We start from the raw sequence: 16,247 nt of genomic DNA on the forward strand, positions 1-16,247 counted from the left end.
GACGACGGGGACGAGGACGTGAGTACGAACGTGGACGGTGACGTGAGCGGCGAACAGGTGGACTGGGCCGGGCTGAGGGCGGCCGCCCGGGAAGTGATGGCCGGGGCGTACGTGCCGTACTCCCACTATCCCGTCGGCGCCGCGGCGCTCACCGAAGACGGCCGGGTGGTGGCCGGCTGCAACGTCGAGAACGCGTCGTACGGCTTGACGTTGTGCGCGGAGTGCGGGCTGGTCTCGGCCCTGCACGCCACCGGCGGTGGCCGGCTGGTCGCGTTCACCTGCTGCGACGGGCAGGGCGCCCTGCTGATGCCCTGCGGCCGGTGCCGCCAGCTGCTGTGGGAGCACGGCGGCCCCCGCCTGCTGGTGGACACCCCGCGCGGAGTGCTGCGGATGACCGAGGTCCTTCCGGACGCGTTCGGGCCGGACCACCTGATCGACTACCGGACCCGACCCGAGCCCGGAGCCGAGCCCGGAGCCGAGCCCGGGACCGGTACCGGGAGCGAGACCGAAGGCGAGATGCCGTGACCGAACACTTCGACGCCGTCGACGTCATCCGCGCCAAGCGGGACGGCCACCGGCTCACGGACGCGCAGATCGACTGGGTGGTGGACGCCTACACCCGCGGGGCGGTCGCCGACGAGCAGATGTCGGCGCTGCTGATGGCGGTGCTGCTGCGCGGCATGGAGTCCGCCGAGATCGCCCGCTGGACCCGGGCGATGATCTCCTCCGGTGAGCGGCTGGACTTCGCCGGCGTGGGCCGGCCGACCGCCGACAAGCACTCCACCGGCGGCGTGGGCGACAAGATCACCCTGCCGCTGGCGGCGGTGGTCGCCGCGTGCGGTGTCGCCGTGCCCCAGCTGTCCGGGCGCGGGCTCGGCCACACCGGCGGCACCCTGGACAAGCTGGAGTCGATTCCGGGCTGGCGGGCGTCGTTGTCGTACGACGAGATCGTGGTCCAGCTGCGTGACGTCGGCGCGGTGATCTGCGCGCCCACCGACACCCTGGCCCCCGCGGACCGCAAGTTGTACGCCCTGCGCGACGTGACCGGCACCGTCGAGTCGATTCCGCTGATCGCCAGCTCGATCATGAGCAAGAAGATCGCGGAGGGCACCGGTGCGCTCGTCCTGGACGTGAAGGTCGGCTCCGGCGCGTTCATGAAGAACGCCGAGGACGCCCGGGCGCTCGCCGCCACGATGGTCGAGCTCGGCCGGTCCGCCGGCGTACGCACCGTCGCGCTGCTGACCGACATGACCACCCCGCTCGGGCTGACCGCCGGCAACGCGCTCGAGGTGCGCGAGTCGGTGGAGGTGCTGGCCGGCGGTGGCCCGCGCGACGTGGTGGAGCTGACCGTGGCGCTGGCCAGGGAAATGCTCACCGCCGCCGGTGCGGCCGGTGGGCCCGACCCGAGCGACGTCCTCAAGGACGGTACGGCGATGGACGTGTGGCGTTCGATGATCCGCGCACAGGGCGGTGACCCGGATGCCCCCCTGCCGCGCGCCGCGCACACCCACGAGGTGCCCGCACCCGCCGAGGGCGTACTCGTGCGGCTGGACGCCTACCAGGTAGGGGTGGCCGCGTGGCGGCTCGGCGCCGGGCGTTCCCGCAAGGAGGACCCGGTGTCGGCCGGTGCCGGGGTCGAGATGCACGCCAAGCCGGGTGCGCTGGTGCGTGCCGGGCAGCCGCTGCTCACCCTGCACGCCGACGATCCGGCGAGGTTCGCCCGGGCGCTGGAGGCCCTGGAAGGTGCGGTGGAGATCGCGCCGAAGGGCGCCGGGACCGACCAGAAGCTGATCCTCGGCCGGATCGAGTGAGCCGCCGGATCGGCTGGACACCCACCACCGAGAGAGCCGCCGCAACCATCGAGCGAGCCGCCGCAACCGAGGAGGGAGACCACCCGACGATGAAGATCACTCCCGAGGAGATCGTCCGCGCGCCGAAGGTTCTGCTGCACGACCACCTGGACGGCGGGTTGCGTCCGCAGACGGTGGCCGAACTCGCCGCCGGGATCGGGCACGAGCTTCCGGCCGCGCCCGAGCGGCTCGGCGAGTGGTTCCGTGAGTCGGCCGACTCGGGTTCGCTCGAACGCTACCTGGAGACCTTCGCCCACACGGTCGCCGTCATGCAGACCGCCGAGTCGCTGACCAGGGTGGCCACCGAGTGCGTGGAGGACCTCGCCGCCGACGGCATCGTGTACGCCGAGGTGCGCTACGCGCCGGAGCTGCACCTGTCCGGCGACCTCGACCTGGACGCGGTGGTGCGCGCGGTCGGCGCCGGCTTCGCCGAGGGGGAACGCCGCGCGGCGCAGGCCGGCCGGCACATCGTCGTACGCCAGATCGTCACCGCGATGCGGCACGCCGCCCGGTCGATGGAGATCGCCGAGCTCGCGGTGCGCTACCGCGACCAGGGCGTGGTCGGCTTCGACATCGCCGGTGCCGAGGCCGGCTATCCGCCCACCCGGCACCTGGACGCGTTCGAGTACCTCCAGCGGGAGAACGCGCACTTCACCATCCACGCCGGCGAGGGCTTCGGGCTGCCGTCGATCTGGCAGGCGATCCAGTGGTGCGGTGCGGACCGGCTGGGACACGGCGTACGCATCGTCGACGACATCACCCACACCGCGGACGGCGACGTCCGCCTGGGCCGGCTCGCGGCGTACGTCCGGGACAAGCGCATCCCGCTGGAGATGTGTCCCTCGTCCAACGTGCAGACGGGCGCGGCGCCCTCGCTGGCCGAGCACCCGGCCGGGCTGCTGACCAGGTTGCGGTTCCGCGTCACGATCAACACCGACAACCGGCTGATGAGCGGTACGTCGCTGTCGCGGGAGTTCGCCGGACTCGCCGACGCGTTCGGGTACGAGCTGGCGGATTTGCAGTGGTTCACCCTCAACGCCATGAAGAGCGCGTTCCTGCCGTTCGACCAGCGACTGGCCCTGATCAACAACGTGATCAAGCCGGGGTACGCCGCGCTCGGCGCCGAGCGGGCCTTTGCCCAGATGCACCAGAGGACCTTCTGACCTCGCCGGCGGGTGTGCGTCCCGAGAGGGTTGGAGCATCCTTGAGGGGCATACCCAAGGCACGGGCCCAGGGCCTGCTGAGGAGGTCGTGCCGTGGCCGGCGAGCGAGGTCAGTCAGCGCTGGGCGCCGTGCTGCGCCGCTGGCGGGAGGGCCTCGAACGCTGGTGGAACGGCGCGGACAGCCGATGCGACCCGCTCGACCGATGGTGGGACACCGTGGACTCCGGTCAGGCGCCGGTCCGGCCGCCGATCGAACGCCTCGCCGCCGACCTGCACCGGCTGGCCGGGGAGAGCGTCCGTCTGCACGCCGACCGCCGGGTCTCCGCACGGGCGTTCCACCTGCACGTCACCGAACTCGCCTACGACGAGACGCTGCTCCTGGCCTGCGGCGCGCTCGGGGTCGAGACCGGAACCACGACCGCGCCGCTGGGCAGCACCAGGCGGCTGGAACTCGAGGTCGAACTCGCCCGCCTCGGCCTCCAGTGGTGAACGCCGGCCGGATCCTTCCGCGGAAGAACCCGGCCGCCACTTCCGAAGGGCATCCCCAGCCCTAGGCGTCGGCGTTCGGGAGCAGGATCCACAAGGCGAGGTAGACGAGGATCTGCGGTCCCGGCAGGGCGCAGGACAGCACGAACGCCACCCGCACGACTCCCCGGGACACTCCGAAGCGCTGGGCCAGGCCCGCGCACACTCCGGCGATCATCCGACCCTGACGTGGGCGTTCCAGTGCTGCCATGAGACGCGTCCTCCGGTGGTGATCAGTGATCAGTTCGCGTGCCCGGCCATTGTGCGCGATGCCCGCACCGACCGCACGTCGGTGCGGGCCCGCGTTCGCCGCGTGCGCGGCGTCAGGAACGCTGGTCCAGCCGCGCGGTGAGGGCGGGTACGACGGCCAGCCAGCCGGCCGCGGCCGCCTCGGTGTCGACGGTGGCCAGGGCCTGCGCGGCACCGGGCCGGTCCTGGGCCAGGTCGAGCGCGCAGGCCACCATGAACGCACCGGCGGGGGAGTCCGGCCCGAGGAGTTCGGTGACGTCGCGCCAGCCGCCCCACGCGGCCAGCCGCAGCACCTCCGACCACGCGCTGACCAGCCGGTCGGCGGCGTCGGCGTCCATCTCCTTGCTCACCGAGTCGGCGAGCTCTACCAGGTCGAAGATGTTGTCGTCGTGCGGGGTGAAGCTCACGTCGTCGCGGGCAGCCACGGCGACCAGGTCGAGGCCCGGGAGCTCGCCGGTGGACCCCTGCGCCACCTCCGCCTGCATGCGGTCGACGTCGGTCCACACCGCCAGCCGGGCGCCGTCGGGTGCGGGCGTACCGAGGTAGGCGGGGTGCCCGTCGGTCAGCGCGGTGCCGCGCAGGGCGTAGAAGCCCTCGTCGGCGAGTCCGAACCACAGTGTCAGCGCCGGGGCGGCGTCCTCCAGCGGAACCGGCCCGTCGGAGGGCGCCGTGCCGTTCACCGCACCGCGTACGCCGGCCAGCGTCGCGCCCGGCCCGCCGCCGGCACCCGCCGTCCCGCGACCGGCCGGGCCCTCGGGAAGCTTCGGGGTGACCACCCGGCGGGACACCTCCGAGACGCAGTCGGACCAGTTGGCGTCCAGGAGCTCGACGACGTGGTGGCGGTGGTGCGCGGCCCGGAACACCGAGAGGAGCTCGTCACCGGAGGCGAGCTTGCTGATGTCCTCGTCGTCGTGCAGGGCCTGGGAGGCGCTGGTCTCGACGTCCATGTAGTCGAGCAGGTCGAGCATCAGCGCCAGCGTCGACCCGAGACCGGCCTGCTCGTCGGCGCTGAGCTCGCCGTCGGCGATCTCCGGCAGCCGGGTCAGGTCGTAGACGCACAACCGCCGGGCGTACTCCTCGGTGGTCCAGATCCGCAGGCTCTTGAAGTGCGGGCTCGGCGTGAGGTCGTTGGCCGCGCCGGAGTCGACGAACTCGACCAGGTCCTCCAGGCTGGTGAAGCCGTAGAGCTGCTTGTTCGAGCCGAGGAACCCGGCCGAGCCGTCGTCGGCGGTGTACCAGCCCGGCTGGTAGAGCGTGTAGCGCTTGCCGATGCCGAGCGTGAGTTCGAGCGGCACGAGCGGGTCGGCGACGAATTCGGTGGTCATTCCTCAGATCCCCATCGGGTGCCAGACGGTCTTGGTCTCCAGGAACGCCGCCATCCGGTCGATGCCGGGCGCGGCGGTCCAGTCTTGGGTGTGGTCGGGTACGCGGACCAGGCGCTTGAGGTTGTCGGCGGCGGCGCGTTCCAGCTCGGTGGCAAGGCCCGCGTCCTCGACACCGGTGAGGTCGAGGGCGTTGACGTCCTGGTGCGCGGCCAGCCACGGCGCCACCTCGGGCACCTTGCCGGTGAGCAGGTTGACCACGCCGCCGGGCAGGTCGCTGGTGGCCAGCACCTCGGTCAGGGTGACCGCCGGCAGCGGGCGGTCGGCGCTGGCGAGGACCACGCAGGTGTTGCCGGTGGTGATCACCGGGGCGAGGACGCTCACCAGCCCGAGCAGGCTGGACTCCTGGGGCGCGAGCACGGCGACGACGCCGGTCGGCTCGGGTACGGAGAAGTCGAAGTAGGGACCGGCGACCGGGTTGGTGGAGCCGAGCACCTGGGCCACCTTGTCCGCCCATCCGGCGTACCACACCCAGCGGTCGATGCTCTCGTCCACGGCGGCCCCGGCCTCGGCCCGGGCGAGTCCCTCGCCGGCGGCCACCTCGTCCACGAACTGTGCGCGGCGGCCCTCCATCACCTCCGCCACGCGGTAGAGGATCTGGCCGCGGTTGTACGCGGTGCGGGCGGACCAGCCGCCGAACGCCTTCCGCGCGGCGACCACCGCGTCGCGGGCGTCCTTGCGGGAGGCGAGTGCGGCGTTGGCGAGGAACCGTCCCTTGGCGTCGTGCACGACGTAGCTCCGCCCGGACTCGCTGCGCGGGAAGGCCCCGCCGACGTACAGCTTGTAGGTCTTGCGAACGGCGAGGCGTTCGCCGGGTCGGGTGGTGCTCATGCCCGCGCCGCCTCCTTCGGGTTGCCGGCCCGCAGGTAGGCGGCCAGGCCGTGCCGGCCGCCCTCACGGCCGTGGCCGGACTCCTTGTAGCCGCCGAACGGCGAGGTCGGGTCGAACCGGTTGAAGGTGTTGGCCCACACCACCCCGGCCCGCAGCCGGTCGGCCATCCACAGGATGCGCGAGCCCTTCTCCGTCCACACCCCGGCGGACAGGCCGTACGGCGTGTTGTTGGCCTTCTCGACGGCCTCGGCGGGGGTGCGGAAGGTGAGGATCGACAGCACCGGTCCGAAGATCTCCTCCCGGGCGATGCGGTGGGCCTGGGTGACGCCGGTGAAGATCGTGGGCGCGAACCAGTAGCCCCGGTCGGGCAGCTCGCACGGCGCCGACCAGCGCTCGGCGCCCTCGGCCTCGCCCACCTCGCTCAGGGTGGCGATCCGGCGCAGCTGCTCGGCGGAGTTGATCGCGCCGACGTCGGTGTTCTTGTCCAGCGGGTCCCCGACGCGCAGCGTGGCCATCCGGCGCTTGAGCCGGTCGAGCACCTCGTCGTAGACGTTCTCCTGCACCAGCAGCCGCGAGCCCGCGCAGCAGACGTGGCCCTGGTTGAAGAAGATGCCGTTGACGATGCCCTCGACGGCCTGGTCCAGCGGCGCGTCGTCGAACACGACGTTGGCGGCCTTGCCGCCGAGCTCGAGCGTGACCAACTTGTGAGTGCCGGCGACCGAGCGGGCGATCGCCTTGCCCACCTCGGTGGAGCCGGTGAACGCCACCTTGTCCACGCCCTCGTGCTCGACGATCGCCTGGCCGGTCGCGCCCGCGCCGGTGACGATGTTGACCACGCCGGGCGGCAGGTCGGCCTGCTGGCAGATCTCGGCGAAGAGCAGCGCGGTCAGCGGCGTCGTCTCGGCCGGTTTGAGGACGACGGTGTTGCCGCAGGCCAGCGCGGGGGCGATCTTCCACGCCAGCATGAGCAGCGGGAAGTTCCACGGGATGACCTGGCCTGCGACGCCGACGGGACGGGGGTCGGCGCCGAAGCCGGCGTACTCCAGCTTGTCGGCCCAGCCTGCGTAGTAGAAGAAGTGCGCGGCCACCAGCGGGATGTCGACGTCACGCGACTCCCGGATCGGCTTGCCGTTGTCGAGCGACTCGAGTACGGCGAGCTCGCGGGCGCGTTCCTGGATCAGCCGGGCGATCCGGAACAGGAACTTCCCGCGGTCCCGGCCCGACATCGGCCCCCACACCGAGTCGAAGGCGGTGCGAGCGGCGCGGACCGCGCGGTCGACGTCCTCCGTACCCGCCTCGGTGACCTCCGCGAGCACCTCCTCGGTGGCCGGGCTGACGGTCTTGAACATCCGGCCGTCGGCGGTGGGCACGAACTCGCCGCCGACGAACAGGCCGTACGACGACCTGAGGTCGACGACGGACCGCGACTCCGGCGCCGGGGCGTACTCGAACTTGCCTGCGGACAACGGCTCTCCTAGTCGAGCGTGAAGTAGTCGGGTCCGGCGTAGTGGCCGGTACGCAGCTTCGACCGCTGCATGAGCAGGTCGTTGAGCAGGCTGGAGGCGCCCAGCCGGAACCAGTCGGGGTCGAGCCAGTCCTCACCGGCGGTCTCGTTGACGAGTACGAGATAGCGGATGGCGTCCTTGCTGGTGCGGATCCCGCCCGCCGGCTTCACCCCGACCTGGCGGCCGGTCGCGGCCCGGAAGTCGCGGACCGCCTCCAGCATCACCAGCGTGACCGGCAGGGTCGCGGCGGGGCTGACCTTGCCGGTGCTGGTCTTGATGAAGTCACCACCGGCGAGCATGGCGAGCCACGAGGCCCTCCGGACGTTGTCGTACGTCGCGAGCTCGCCGGTCTCCAGGATCACCTTCAGGTGCGCGGGTCCGCACGCCTGCTTGACGGCGGCGATCTCCTCGTACACCTCGGCGTACCGGCCGGCGAGGAACGCGCCGCGGTCGATCACCATGTCCACCTCGTCGGCTCCGGCGGACACCGCGTCGGCGGTGTCGCGCAGCTTGACGTCGAGGCTGGAGCGGCCGGACGGGAACGCCGTCGCCACGCTCGCGACCTTGACCGAACTGCCCGTCAAGGCGTGCTTGGCGACCGGGACGAGGTCGGGGTAGACGCAGATCGCGGCCACCGCCGGGCACTCGGGGTCGGCCGGGTCGGGCCGGCGGGCCTTGGCGCACAGGGCGCGCACCTTGCCCGGGGTGTCCTGACCCTCCAGCGTGGTGAGGTCGATCATGGTGACGGCGAGGTCGAGGGCCCAGGCCTTCGCCGTGGTCTTGATCGACCGGGTGGCCAGGGTGGCCGCGCGGGCCTCCGCTCCCACCTGGTCGACGCCGGGCAGGCCGGCGAGGAACCGGCGCAGGCTCGCGTCGGACGCGGTGATCTCGGCGACCTGGCCGGGCGGGATCGCGCCACCCGCGGACCCCGACCCGTTGGTCGTGGCCGACGGCTTCGCGGAGGCTGCGGTGGTCGTCACCGGGCCAGTGTAGGCGTACGGCGGGCAGGGCCCGGGGCGTGCGGTCGGGGGTGCGGCGGAGGCTTCCTGTCGCTGCCGGGCCGGAGCAGGCACAATCTGAGGATCACGATGTCTGGAGGATCGCCGGTGGCCGGGTTGACGCGCAGGGAGACCGACGGATCGCGCAAAGTGATCGAACGCTTCGCCCCCATGGGAGGGCGGGTGCTCGGCTACCTCACGCTGGCGATCGGCGTGCTGATCCTGGTCGACATCGTCGTGGAGTGGCGCACGTGGTCCGGGCTGAGCACGGCCGGAATCGTCGTCGCGGTCTGCGCGCTGGTCTGGCTCAGCCTGTGCCGGCCGGCGGTGGTCGCGTTCGAGCGCGAGTTGGTGCTGCGCAACATCCTGAGCGACATCCACATCCCGTGGCACCTGGTCGAGTCGGTCAACGTCGCGCCGGTGCTCACCCTCCCGGTCGGGGACCGCATCTACCGCTCGTCGGCCATCGGGGTGACCGGGGCCGACCGGCGGGCGATGCGCAAGTCCAGGCGCGACGCGGTGGAGGCCGCCATGGCCGGGAGGCCGGCGGGCGGTGACAGCCCCGGCCAGCCGGACGCCTCGAACCTGTCGGGCCTGTCGCCGGCCAACTACGCCATCCGCCGGTTGGAGATGCTGGCGGACAAGTACGCCGACGCTTCCCGGGGCACCACCGAGGTCGAACGCCAGTGGCGGTGGCCGGAGTTCGCGGTGGTCGGCGCGGGCATCGTCCTCGCCGTGGTCGCCAAGCTGGCGAGCTGACCCCGGTCAGCTCTCCCGCCGGCCGGCGTCAGCCGACCAGGTCGGCGAGGTCGGCGAGCAGCGCCTCGATGTCGGCGTCGGCGCCGCCTCGGGCGGCGGCGAGGTCCTCGCCGGGCTCGGCGACGACGACCTCGAGGTAGCACTTCAGCTTCGGCTCGGTCCCGCTCGGCCGGATCACCACCCGCGCACCGCCGGCCAGGGCATACCGCACACCGGGCGTCCCCGGCAGGCTGTCGGCCGGCTCGGACAGGTCGTCCACCCGCTCCACCGCGCGGCCGCCGAGCACCTGCGGCGGATGGGTGTGCAGCCGGTGCAGCGTGGCGTCGATCTGGCTCAGGTCACGCACCAGCACCGAGTGCTGGGCGGTCACGTGCAGGCCGTACTCGCGGGCGATGTCGTCCAGCAGGTCCAGGAGAGTACGCCCGGCCCGCTTCTGCGTGGCGACGAGTTCGGCAATGCGCAGCAGTGCGGTGATGCCGTCCTTGTCGGCCACCGCCACCGGGTCGACGCAGTAGCCGAGCGCCTCCTCGTAGCCGAAGGCGAGCCCGGGTACCCGGCCGATCCACTTGAAGCCGGTGAGGGTCTCCGCGTACGGCTCGCCCCTGCGGGCGGCGACCACCCCCAGCAGCGACGAGGAGACGATCGTCGTCGCCAGGGTGCCCCGGGCTCCGGAGTCGAGTAGGTGGACGGCGAGCAGGGCGCCCACCTCGTCACCGGTGAGCCTCCGGACGCCGTCCGGAGTGGGTACGCCCACCGCGCACCGGTCGGCGTCGGGGTCGTTGGCGAGCACCACGTCGGCGCCGGTCCGCTCGGCCAGCTCGAACGCGAGGTCCATCGCGCCCGGCTCCTCCGGGTTCGGGAACGCCACGGTCGGGAACGCCGGGTCCGGCTCGGCCTGCGCGGCGACGACCTCCGGCTCGGCGAAGCCGGCCCGCCTCAGGGCCGCGCGCACCACCGCGCCGCCGACACCGTGCAGCGGCGTGTAGGTGATCCGGACGTCGCGCGGCCCCGGCCCCAGCAGGCCGGCCGCCCGGTCGAGGTAGGCCTCGACGATCTCCGGGCCGAGCGTCTCCCAGTCCTGCCCGCGCGGGACCTCTGCCAGCGGGCCGACCGACGCGATGGCGGCGGCGATGCCGCTGTCGGCGGGCGGCACGATCTGCGAGCCGTCACCGAGGTAGACCTTGTATCCGTTGTCCTGCGGCGGGTTGTGGGAGGCGGTGACCATCACCCCGGCCACGCAGCCCAGGTGCCGGATCGCGAACGCCAGCACCGGGGTGGGCAGCGGCTCGGGCAGGACCAGCGGGCGCAGCCCGGCCCCGGCGAGGACTGCCGCGGTGTCGGCGGCGAAGACTCGTGAGTTGCGGCGGGCGTCGTACCCGATCACCACCGAACCACCGGCGGCGCCCTCGGTCCGGAGGTAGCTCGCCAGCCCGGCGGCGGCTCGGATCACCACCGCGCGGTTCATCCGGTTGGGCCCGGCGCCCAGCGCTCCGCGAAGGCCGGCCGTACCGAACGTCAGCGGGCCGGCGAACCGGTCGGCCAGCTCGGCGGCCGCCGCCGACCGGCTCTCCACGGCCTCCGCCCCGGTGTCGCTCCCGTTGTCGCCCAGGGCCCCGTCCCCGGTCCCCTCGGCCGCCGCGATCAGCTCCGCCAGCTCGGCGCGGGTCTGCGGATCGGGATCCTCCGCCAGCCAGGCGCGGGCCTGTTCGAGCAGGTCGGGAGCGGTTTCGGTGGTGCGCACACATCCTCCTCGCGGCCGGCGCCGCGGGAATCGGCCGCCGGAGCGCCCAAGCTATCCGATGGGTTCGACGGCAGGTGCGCCGTGCGGTCCGTTACGCCGAGCACCGGACCGAGCACCGGACCGAGGACCGGACCGGGCACCGGACCGGGCGGACTGAGCACCGGACCGGCCACCGGGGCCACCGGACCCATCGGGTCCGCCGGAGCGCGCACCGGTCCCGCCCTGGGCCGGCCAGCGCAGGCTCGGGTCGCGCAGCAGCGCCTGCGCGGCGGCGCTGCACCGCCGCCCGGCCGCCACCGCGACCGCGGTCTGCCACACCGGCACGGGTGCCTCGAGTGGGACGAACCGGGCCCGGGTCTGCTTGCCGGTGAAACTGTGCGGGACGAGGGCGATACCCAGACCCGCACCCACGAAGTCCAGCAGCGAGTGGACATCGTTGACCTCGAGTGCCACCCGGCGCTCGATCCGGGCACCGGCCAGGGCGTGGTCGGTGACGTCGCGGGTGATCCAGCCGGGGTGGAAGTCGACGAAGGACTCGTCCTTGAGGTCGGCGAGGCCGACCTGCTCCCGCTCGGCGAGGTGGTGCTTCGGCCCGCAGGCGAGCACCATCGGTTCGCTGGCGAGGGGAGTGAGCACCACCCCTGCCGACTCGCCCGCGGGTGGCACGGACACGATCGCGACGTCCATGTCACCGGCGCGTACCTGCGCCAGCAACTCGTGGCTGCCGCCCTGGCGCAGGCGGATCTCCACGCCCGGATGGTCCTGGTGGAAGCGGGCGAGCAGGTCGGGAACGCTCAGCGCTCCGAGGCACTGCAGCGTCCCGACGACGAGCCGGCCGCTCAGCAGGCCCTGCACGGCGGCCACCGCCTCCCGCGCCGCGGCCAGGTCGTTGAGGGTGTGCCGGGCCTCGACGAGCAGTGCCCGCCCGGCGTCGGTGAGGTCGACGTTGCGGGTGCTGCGGATGAACAGCTCGGCACCCAGCTCGCGTTCGAGCGTACGGATGGAGGCCGACAGGCCGGACTGCGCGACGTGCAGGCGCTGGGCGGCGCGGGTGAAGTGGCGCTCCTCGGCGACCGTCACGAAGTACTCCAGCTGACGAATCTCCATACGCACCTGCCCAGGGGTCAAGGGGAACTCTCACGAAGGGGTCGCAGAACCTTGTCGACGGCTCGCCGGCAACTCATCGTCACGGCTGATCGACGAGATCGGTTTCTGCTGTTGGACAGCTTAATCGCTGGTCGGCATGGTGGGCGGTGCAGCGATCTGAGGAGGTCCCACATGGAATACCGCACGCTCGGCTCGACCGGAACTCTCGTCTCCACCCTGTGTCTCGGCACGATGACGTTCGGCAGCGAGAGCGACGAGTCGGTCTCGCACGCCCAGCTCGACCGGTTCGTCGAAGTCGGCGGCACGCTGGTCGACACCGCCAACGTCTACTCCGGCGGCGTCTCGGAGGAGATCATCGGGCGCTGGCTGGCTGCCCGGCCCGGTGCCAGGGAGCAGATCGTGCTCGCCACCAAGGGCCGCTTCAGCCGCGGGGGCAGCGGCAACGAGCTCGGGCTGTCCCGGCTCAGCCTGACCCGTGCGCTGGACGCGAGCCTGCGCCGGCTCGGCGTGGAGACGATCGACCTCTACCAGGCGCACGCGTGGGACCCGCTGACGCCGATCGAGGAGGCGCTGCGGTTCTTCGACGACGCCGTACGCGCCGGCAAGATCCACTACGTCGGGGTGTCCAACTTCCTCGGTTGGCAGCTCCAGAAGGCGTCCCTGCTCACCCAGGTCAAAGGCCTGGCGCCGATCGTCACGCTGCAGCCGCAGTACAACCTCCTGCAGCGCAGCATCGAGCTGGAGCTGACCGACGTCTGCCGCAACGAGGGCATCGGCATCCTGCCGTGGTCGCCGCTGGCCGGCGGCTGGCTCACCGGCAAGTACCAGCGCGACTCGGCCCCGACCGGTGCCACCCGGCTCGGTGAGAACCCCGACCGCGGCATGGAGGCCTACGCCAAGCGCAACGCCGACGAGCGGACCTGGCGGGTGATCGACGCCGTACGCAAGGTCGCCGACGGCCGCGGCATCTCGATGGCGCAGGTCGCGCTGGCCTGGCTGGCCGACCGCCCGGCGGTGACCTCGGTCATCCTCGGCGCCCGCACGGTCGAACAGCTCGACGACAACCTCGGCGCGGCCGGCCTGCACCTGTCGGAGGAGGAGACCACACTTCTCACCGAGGCCAGCGAGCCGATCGTGGACGACTACCCGTACGGCGTCGCGGGCGCCAACCAGCGGGACCGTAAGGCCTGAGTCGGCGCCGATCGCGACTTCGGCTACGCCGTCTGGAGGCGGGTCAGGACGGAGGCGAGCAGGCCGCCCATCCGGGTGGCCGCCGCCCGTCCCGCCGCCAGCACCTCGGCATGGTCCAGCGGAGCGCCGGTCATCCCCGCCGCCAGGTTGGTGACGAGAGACAGGCCGAGCACCTCGGCGCCGGCCTCCCGGGCAGCGATCGCCTCGAGGGTGGTCGACATCCCGACGAGGTCGGCGCCGATCGTGCGCAGGTAGCGGATCTCGGCCGGCGTCTCGTAGTGCGGCCCCGGCAGCTGGGCGTACACGCCCTCGTCCAGGCTGGGCTCGACCGCCCGGCACAGAGCCCGCAGCCGGGCGGAGTAGAGGTCGGTGAGGTCGACGAAGTTCGCGCCCGACAGCGGCGACTTGCCGGTGAGGTTCAGGTGGTCGCCGATCAGGACGGGTGTGCCCGGGATCCACTCCGGGCGCAGACCGCCGCAGCCGTTGGTGAGGACGACGTACCGGCATCCGGCCGCCACCGCGGTCCGCACGCCGTGCACGACCGCGTCCACGCCGTGCCCCTCGTACAGGTGAGTACGGCCGAGGAACACCAGCGCCCGCAGGTCACCGTCGCCGATCCGCACGCTGCGCAGCGTCCCCGCGTGGCCCTCGACGCTGGGCGGTGCGAAGCCGGGCAGGTCGGTGAACGCGATTTCGCTCGCCGTCTTTCCGATCAGGTCGACCGCCGGGCGCCACCCCGAGCCCAGGACCACGGCCACGTCGTGGCGCGGTGTGCCGGTGAGCTCGGCCAGCCGGGTCGCGGCGTCGCGGGCGGCGGCGTAGGGGTCGGCGTGCGGGTCAGGGAGTACGTCGTTCACGACAGGCGACCCTAATGGGGTTCGACCGGCGTTTCGAGCCCGGGCCACGGCTGTTGGGCGCGAGACGGGACGCCCCCGGCAGACGAAGCGATGCGTCACGCTCGGTGACTCGGTGGCTCGGTGGCGGTGGCTCACTGGCCGATGCTGCGGCAGGGCCGGCGGCGGAGGGCGGCGGTGTAGTCGGACGGCGCGCCGGCGAGGTCGGCGGCGTCGGCGAGGATGCCGAGGTAGCGGGCCGACGGCAGGCCGCCCTCGAAAGCGTCGAGCACGTAGCTCGTCGCGGACACGCCGCCGTCGAGGGTCTGCACCCACACACGCACCTTGCGGTAGAGCCCGAGGGAGGCGCCCTCCCAGTCGTCCAGCCTGGCCTCGTCCGCGGGCGCGAGGTCGTACAACGCCACGAAGACCTCCGAGACGGGGTCTTCCACCACCGTGGGCAGCGCGCCCTCCCAGCCGTGGTCCTCCCCGCCGAACGTCAGCCGCCAGCCGGTCATCCAGCCGGTGCCGCGAAGGGGGGAATGCGGGCAGCGTACGGCCATGTCCCGGGGGCTGAGATTGGACGCGTAGGCGGCGTACAGGGTCACGGATGCCGAGGGTACCCGGCGCTCGAAACCGCGTGGGGGAGAATAGGGTCCCGTGACTCGTGTCGTGATCATCGGAGGCGGGCCCGGCGGCTACGAAGCCGCCCTGGTCGCAGCCCAGCTCGGAGCCGAAGTGTGCGTCGTGGACCGGGACGGGCTCGGTGGCTCGGCCGTGCTCACCGACTGCGTGCCCAGCAAGACGCTGGTGGCGACCGCGGAGGTGATCAACCAGGTCCGCGAGTCCGGCGAGCTCGGTGTCCGGATCGGCCGGTCCGCACCCGATCTGGGCGATGTGCGCACCGACATCGCGAAGGTCAACGCCCGGGTGAAGGCCCTGGCCCACAACCAGTCCGAGGACGTCGGCCGCAGCCTGCAGCGCGAGGGCGTTCGGGTGGTGCGCGGATCCGGCCGGATGGCCGGCCCGGACCGGGTGGTGGCCACGCTGGCCGACGGAGGTACGGAGGAGCTCGCGGCCGACGTCGTACTCCTGTCCACCGGTGCCCGGCCGCGGATCCTGCCCGACGCCGAACCCGACGGCGAGCGGATCCTGACCTGGGACCAGGTGTACGAACTCGACGAGCTGCCCGAGCGGCTGATCGTGGTCGGTTCGGGGGTCACGGGTGCGGAGTTCGCCGGCGCCTACAACGCGCTCGGGAGCGACGTCGTGCTCGTGTCCAGCCGCGACCGGGTGCTGCCCACCGAGGACGCCGACGCGGCCACCGTCATCGAGGACGTCTTCACCCGCCGGGGGATGACCGTGCTGTCGCGTTCGCGTGCGGAGCGGGTGGAGCGGCGCGGCGACGGCGTGGTGGTGACGCTGACGGACGGGCGGATCGTGGAGGGTACGCACTGCCTGCTCGCCGTGGGCTCGATCCCGAACACCGGCGACCTCGGGCTGGACACTGCCGGCGTGGCCACCGACGAGCGCGGGTTCATCGAGGTGGACAAGGTGTCCCGGACCACCGCTCGGGGCGTCTACGCGGCGGGGGACTGCACCGGCGTCCTGATGCTCGCGTCGGTGGCGGCCATGCAGGGCCGGATCGCGATGGCGCACGCGCTCGGGGATGCCGTCTCGCCGCTGGACCTGGAGGAGGTCGCGGCGACCGTCTTCACCGCGCCGGAGATCGCCACCGTCGGCTGGTCGCAACACGACCTCGACAGCGGACGCGTCCAGGCCGTGGGGATCAAGCTCCCGCTGACCCGCAACCCGCGGGCGAAGATGCAGGGCATCCACGACGGGTTCGTCAAGCTGATGTGCCGCCCGGGCACCGGGATCGTCGTGGGTGGCGTGGTGGTGGCGCCACACGCCAGTGAACTGATCCACCCGGTGTCGGTGGCGGTGTCCTGCCGCCTCACCGTCGACCAGCTGGCCCACGCGTTCACCGTGTACCCGTCCCTGAGCGGCTCGATCGCCGAGGCGGCTCGCCGGCTGCACGTGCGCGGGCAACAGACTCCGCGTAAGGACAGCTGACGCGGCCGCGGGGGACCACGCACCAACTGTCGGTCGG

Annotated in this window: 15 protein-coding genes and 1 pseudogene; 7 read left to right on the plus strand and 9 right to left on the minus strand. The window is 72.6% G+C overall.

Annotated elements, in window-relative coordinates; genetic code table 11:
• Positions 1–57 precede the first annotated feature (57 nt).
• The 4 genes and pseudogenes from BLU27_RS14085 to BLU27_RS14100 all read left to right on the plus strand — a co-directional run.
• Positions 58–432 (plus strand): annotated as a pseudogene (locus BLU27_RS14085) (cytidine deaminase); the annotation flags it as partial.
• Positions 433–521: 89 nt separating this feature from the next.
• Positions 522–1,811, plus strand: coding sequence for a thymidine phosphorylase (locus tag BLU27_RS14090; RefSeq protein WP_092654012.1), 1,290 nt, complete (start codon positions 522–524; stop codon positions 1,809–1,811).
• Between the two features lie 89 nt (positions 1,812–1,900).
• A complete protein-coding gene (locus tag BLU27_RS14095) occupies positions 1,901–3,013 on the plus strand; it encodes an adenosine deaminase (protein ID WP_092657678.1) in 1,113 nt (370 codons plus the stop codon).
• A 93-nt stretch (positions 3,014–3,106) separates the two neighbouring features.
• Entirely contained in the window at positions 3,107–3,502 is a 396-nt protein-coding gene (locus BLU27_RS14100; RefSeq protein ID WP_092654014.1) for a hypothetical protein, read from the plus strand.
• Between the two features lie 61 nt (positions 3,503–3,563).
• Here the strand turns inward: BLU27_RS14100 and BLU27_RS14105 are convergent, their stop codons facing one another.
• The 5 genes from BLU27_RS14105 to deoC form a co-directional block, all read right to left on the minus strand.
• Complete coding sequence (locus BLU27_RS14105) at positions 3,564–3,749, minus strand: PspC domain-containing protein (protein WP_092654016.1); 186 nt, start codon at positions 3,747–3,749, stop codon at positions 3,564–3,566.
• Between the two features lie 112 nt (positions 3,750–3,861).
• Entirely contained in the window at positions 3,862–5,112 is a 1,251-nt protein-coding gene (locus BLU27_RS14110; RefSeq protein ID WP_092654018.1) for a hypothetical protein, read from the minus strand.
• Between the two features lie 3 nt (positions 5,113–5,115).
• Complete coding sequence (locus tag BLU27_RS14115; RefSeq protein ID WP_092654020.1) at positions 5,116–6,000, minus strand: aldehyde dehydrogenase family protein; 885 nt, start codon at positions 5,998–6,000, stop codon at positions 5,116–5,118.
• On the minus strand, positions 5,997–7,466 hold the full coding sequence (locus BLU27_RS14120; protein WP_092654022.1) for an aldehyde dehydrogenase family protein: 1,470 nt from the start codon (positions 7,464–7,466) through the stop codon (positions 5,997–5,999). The genes BLU27_RS14115 and BLU27_RS14120 overlap by 4 nt, the downstream gene beginning before the upstream one ends.
• An 8-nt stretch (positions 7,467–7,474) precedes the next feature.
• The gene (gene deoC, locus BLU27_RS14125; protein WP_241827963.1) at positions 7,475–8,485 is read right to left on the minus strand and encodes a deoxyribose-phosphate aldolase; all 1,011 of its coding nucleotides are present in this window, start codon (positions 8,483–8,485) and stop codon (positions 7,475–7,477) included.
• A 126-nt stretch (positions 8,486–8,611) separates the two neighbouring features.
• Between deoC and BLU27_RS14130 the strand changes: the two genes are divergently transcribed.
• Complete coding sequence (locus BLU27_RS14130) at positions 8,612–9,262, plus strand: hypothetical protein (protein ID WP_092654024.1); 651 nt, start codon at positions 8,612–8,614, stop codon at positions 9,260–9,262.
• A gap of 28 nt (positions 9,263–9,290) precedes the next feature.
• Here the strand turns inward: BLU27_RS14130 and BLU27_RS14135 are convergent, their stop codons facing one another.
• Positions 9,291–11,003 (minus strand): phospho-sugar mutase, encoded by a 1,713-nt coding sequence (locus tag BLU27_RS14135; protein ID WP_092654025.1) that lies wholly within the window; start codon positions 11,001–11,003, stop codon positions 9,291–9,293.
• A gap of 51 nt (positions 11,004–11,054) precedes the next feature.
• Positions 11,055–12,110 carry a LysR family transcriptional regulator gene (locus tag BLU27_RS14140; RefSeq protein ID WP_092654027.1) on the minus strand — a complete coding sequence of 352 codons (1,056 nt, stop codon included), beginning with the start codon at positions 12,108–12,110 and terminating at the stop codon, positions 11,055–11,057.
• Positions 12,111–12,281: 171 nt separating this feature from the next.
• Here BLU27_RS14140 and BLU27_RS14145 point away from each other — a divergent pair, with 171 nt between their 5' ends.
• Positions 12,282–13,301 carry an aldo/keto reductase gene (locus BLU27_RS14145; RefSeq protein WP_092654029.1) on the plus strand — a complete coding sequence of 340 codons (1,020 nt, stop codon included), beginning with the start codon at positions 12,282–12,284 and terminating at the stop codon, positions 13,299–13,301.
• A gap of 23 nt (positions 13,302–13,324) precedes the next feature.
• Here the strand turns inward: BLU27_RS14145 and BLU27_RS14150 are convergent, their stop codons facing one another.
• Both BLU27_RS14150 and BLU27_RS14155 read right to left on the minus strand, forming a co-directional pair.
• Positions 13,325–14,158, minus strand: coding sequence for a purine-nucleoside phosphorylase (locus tag BLU27_RS14150; protein ID WP_197681832.1), 834 nt, complete (start codon positions 14,156–14,158; stop codon positions 13,325–13,327).
• 131 nt (positions 14,159–14,289) lie between these two features.
• Positions 14,290–14,742: a gamma-glutamylcyclotransferase gene (locus tag BLU27_RS14155; protein ID WP_092654033.1), complete on the minus strand. Its 453-nt coding sequence runs from the start codon at positions 14,740–14,742 to the stop codon at positions 14,290–14,292.
• Positions 14,743–14,794: 52 nt separating this feature from the next.
• On the opposite strand from BLU27_RS14155, the gene BLU27_RS14160 reads away from it, so the two are divergent.
• Entirely contained in the window at positions 14,795–16,210 is a 1,416-nt protein-coding gene (locus tag BLU27_RS14160) for an NAD(P)H-quinone dehydrogenase (RefSeq protein ID WP_092654035.1), read from the plus strand.
• The last annotated feature ends 37 nt before the right edge of the window (positions 16,211–16,247 follow it).

This window comes from Actinopolymorpha singaporensis, from assembly GCF_900104745.1.
Lineage (GTDB): Bacteria > Actinomycetota > Actinomycetes > Propionibacteriales > Actinopolymorphaceae > Actinopolymorpha > Actinopolymorpha singaporensis.

Coding starts and splice junctions, on each gene's coding strand:
- BLU27_RS14095 (WP_092657678.1), top strand. CDS start 1,901: ATGAAGATCACTCCCGAGGAGATCGTCCGCGCGCCGAAGGTTCTGCTG.
- BLU27_RS14140 (WP_092654027.1), bottom strand. CDS start 12,110: ATGGAGATTCGTCAGCTGGAGTACTTCGTGACGGTCGCCGAGGAGCGC.
- BLU27_RS14105 (WP_092654016.1), bottom strand. CDS start 3,749: ATGGCAGCACTGGAACGCCCACGTCAGGGTCGGATGATCGCCGGAGTG.
- BLU27_RS14145 (WP_092654029.1), top strand. CDS start 12,282: ATGGAATACCGCACGCTCGGCTCGACCGGAACTCTCGTCTCCACCCTG.
- BLU27_RS14110 (WP_092654018.1), bottom strand. CDS start 5,112: ATGACCACCGAATTCGTCGCCGACCCGCTCGTGCCGCTCGAACTCACG.
- BLU27_RS14115 (WP_092654020.1), bottom strand. CDS start 6,000: ATGAGCACCACCCGACCCGGCGAACGCCTCGCCGTTCGCAAGACCTAC.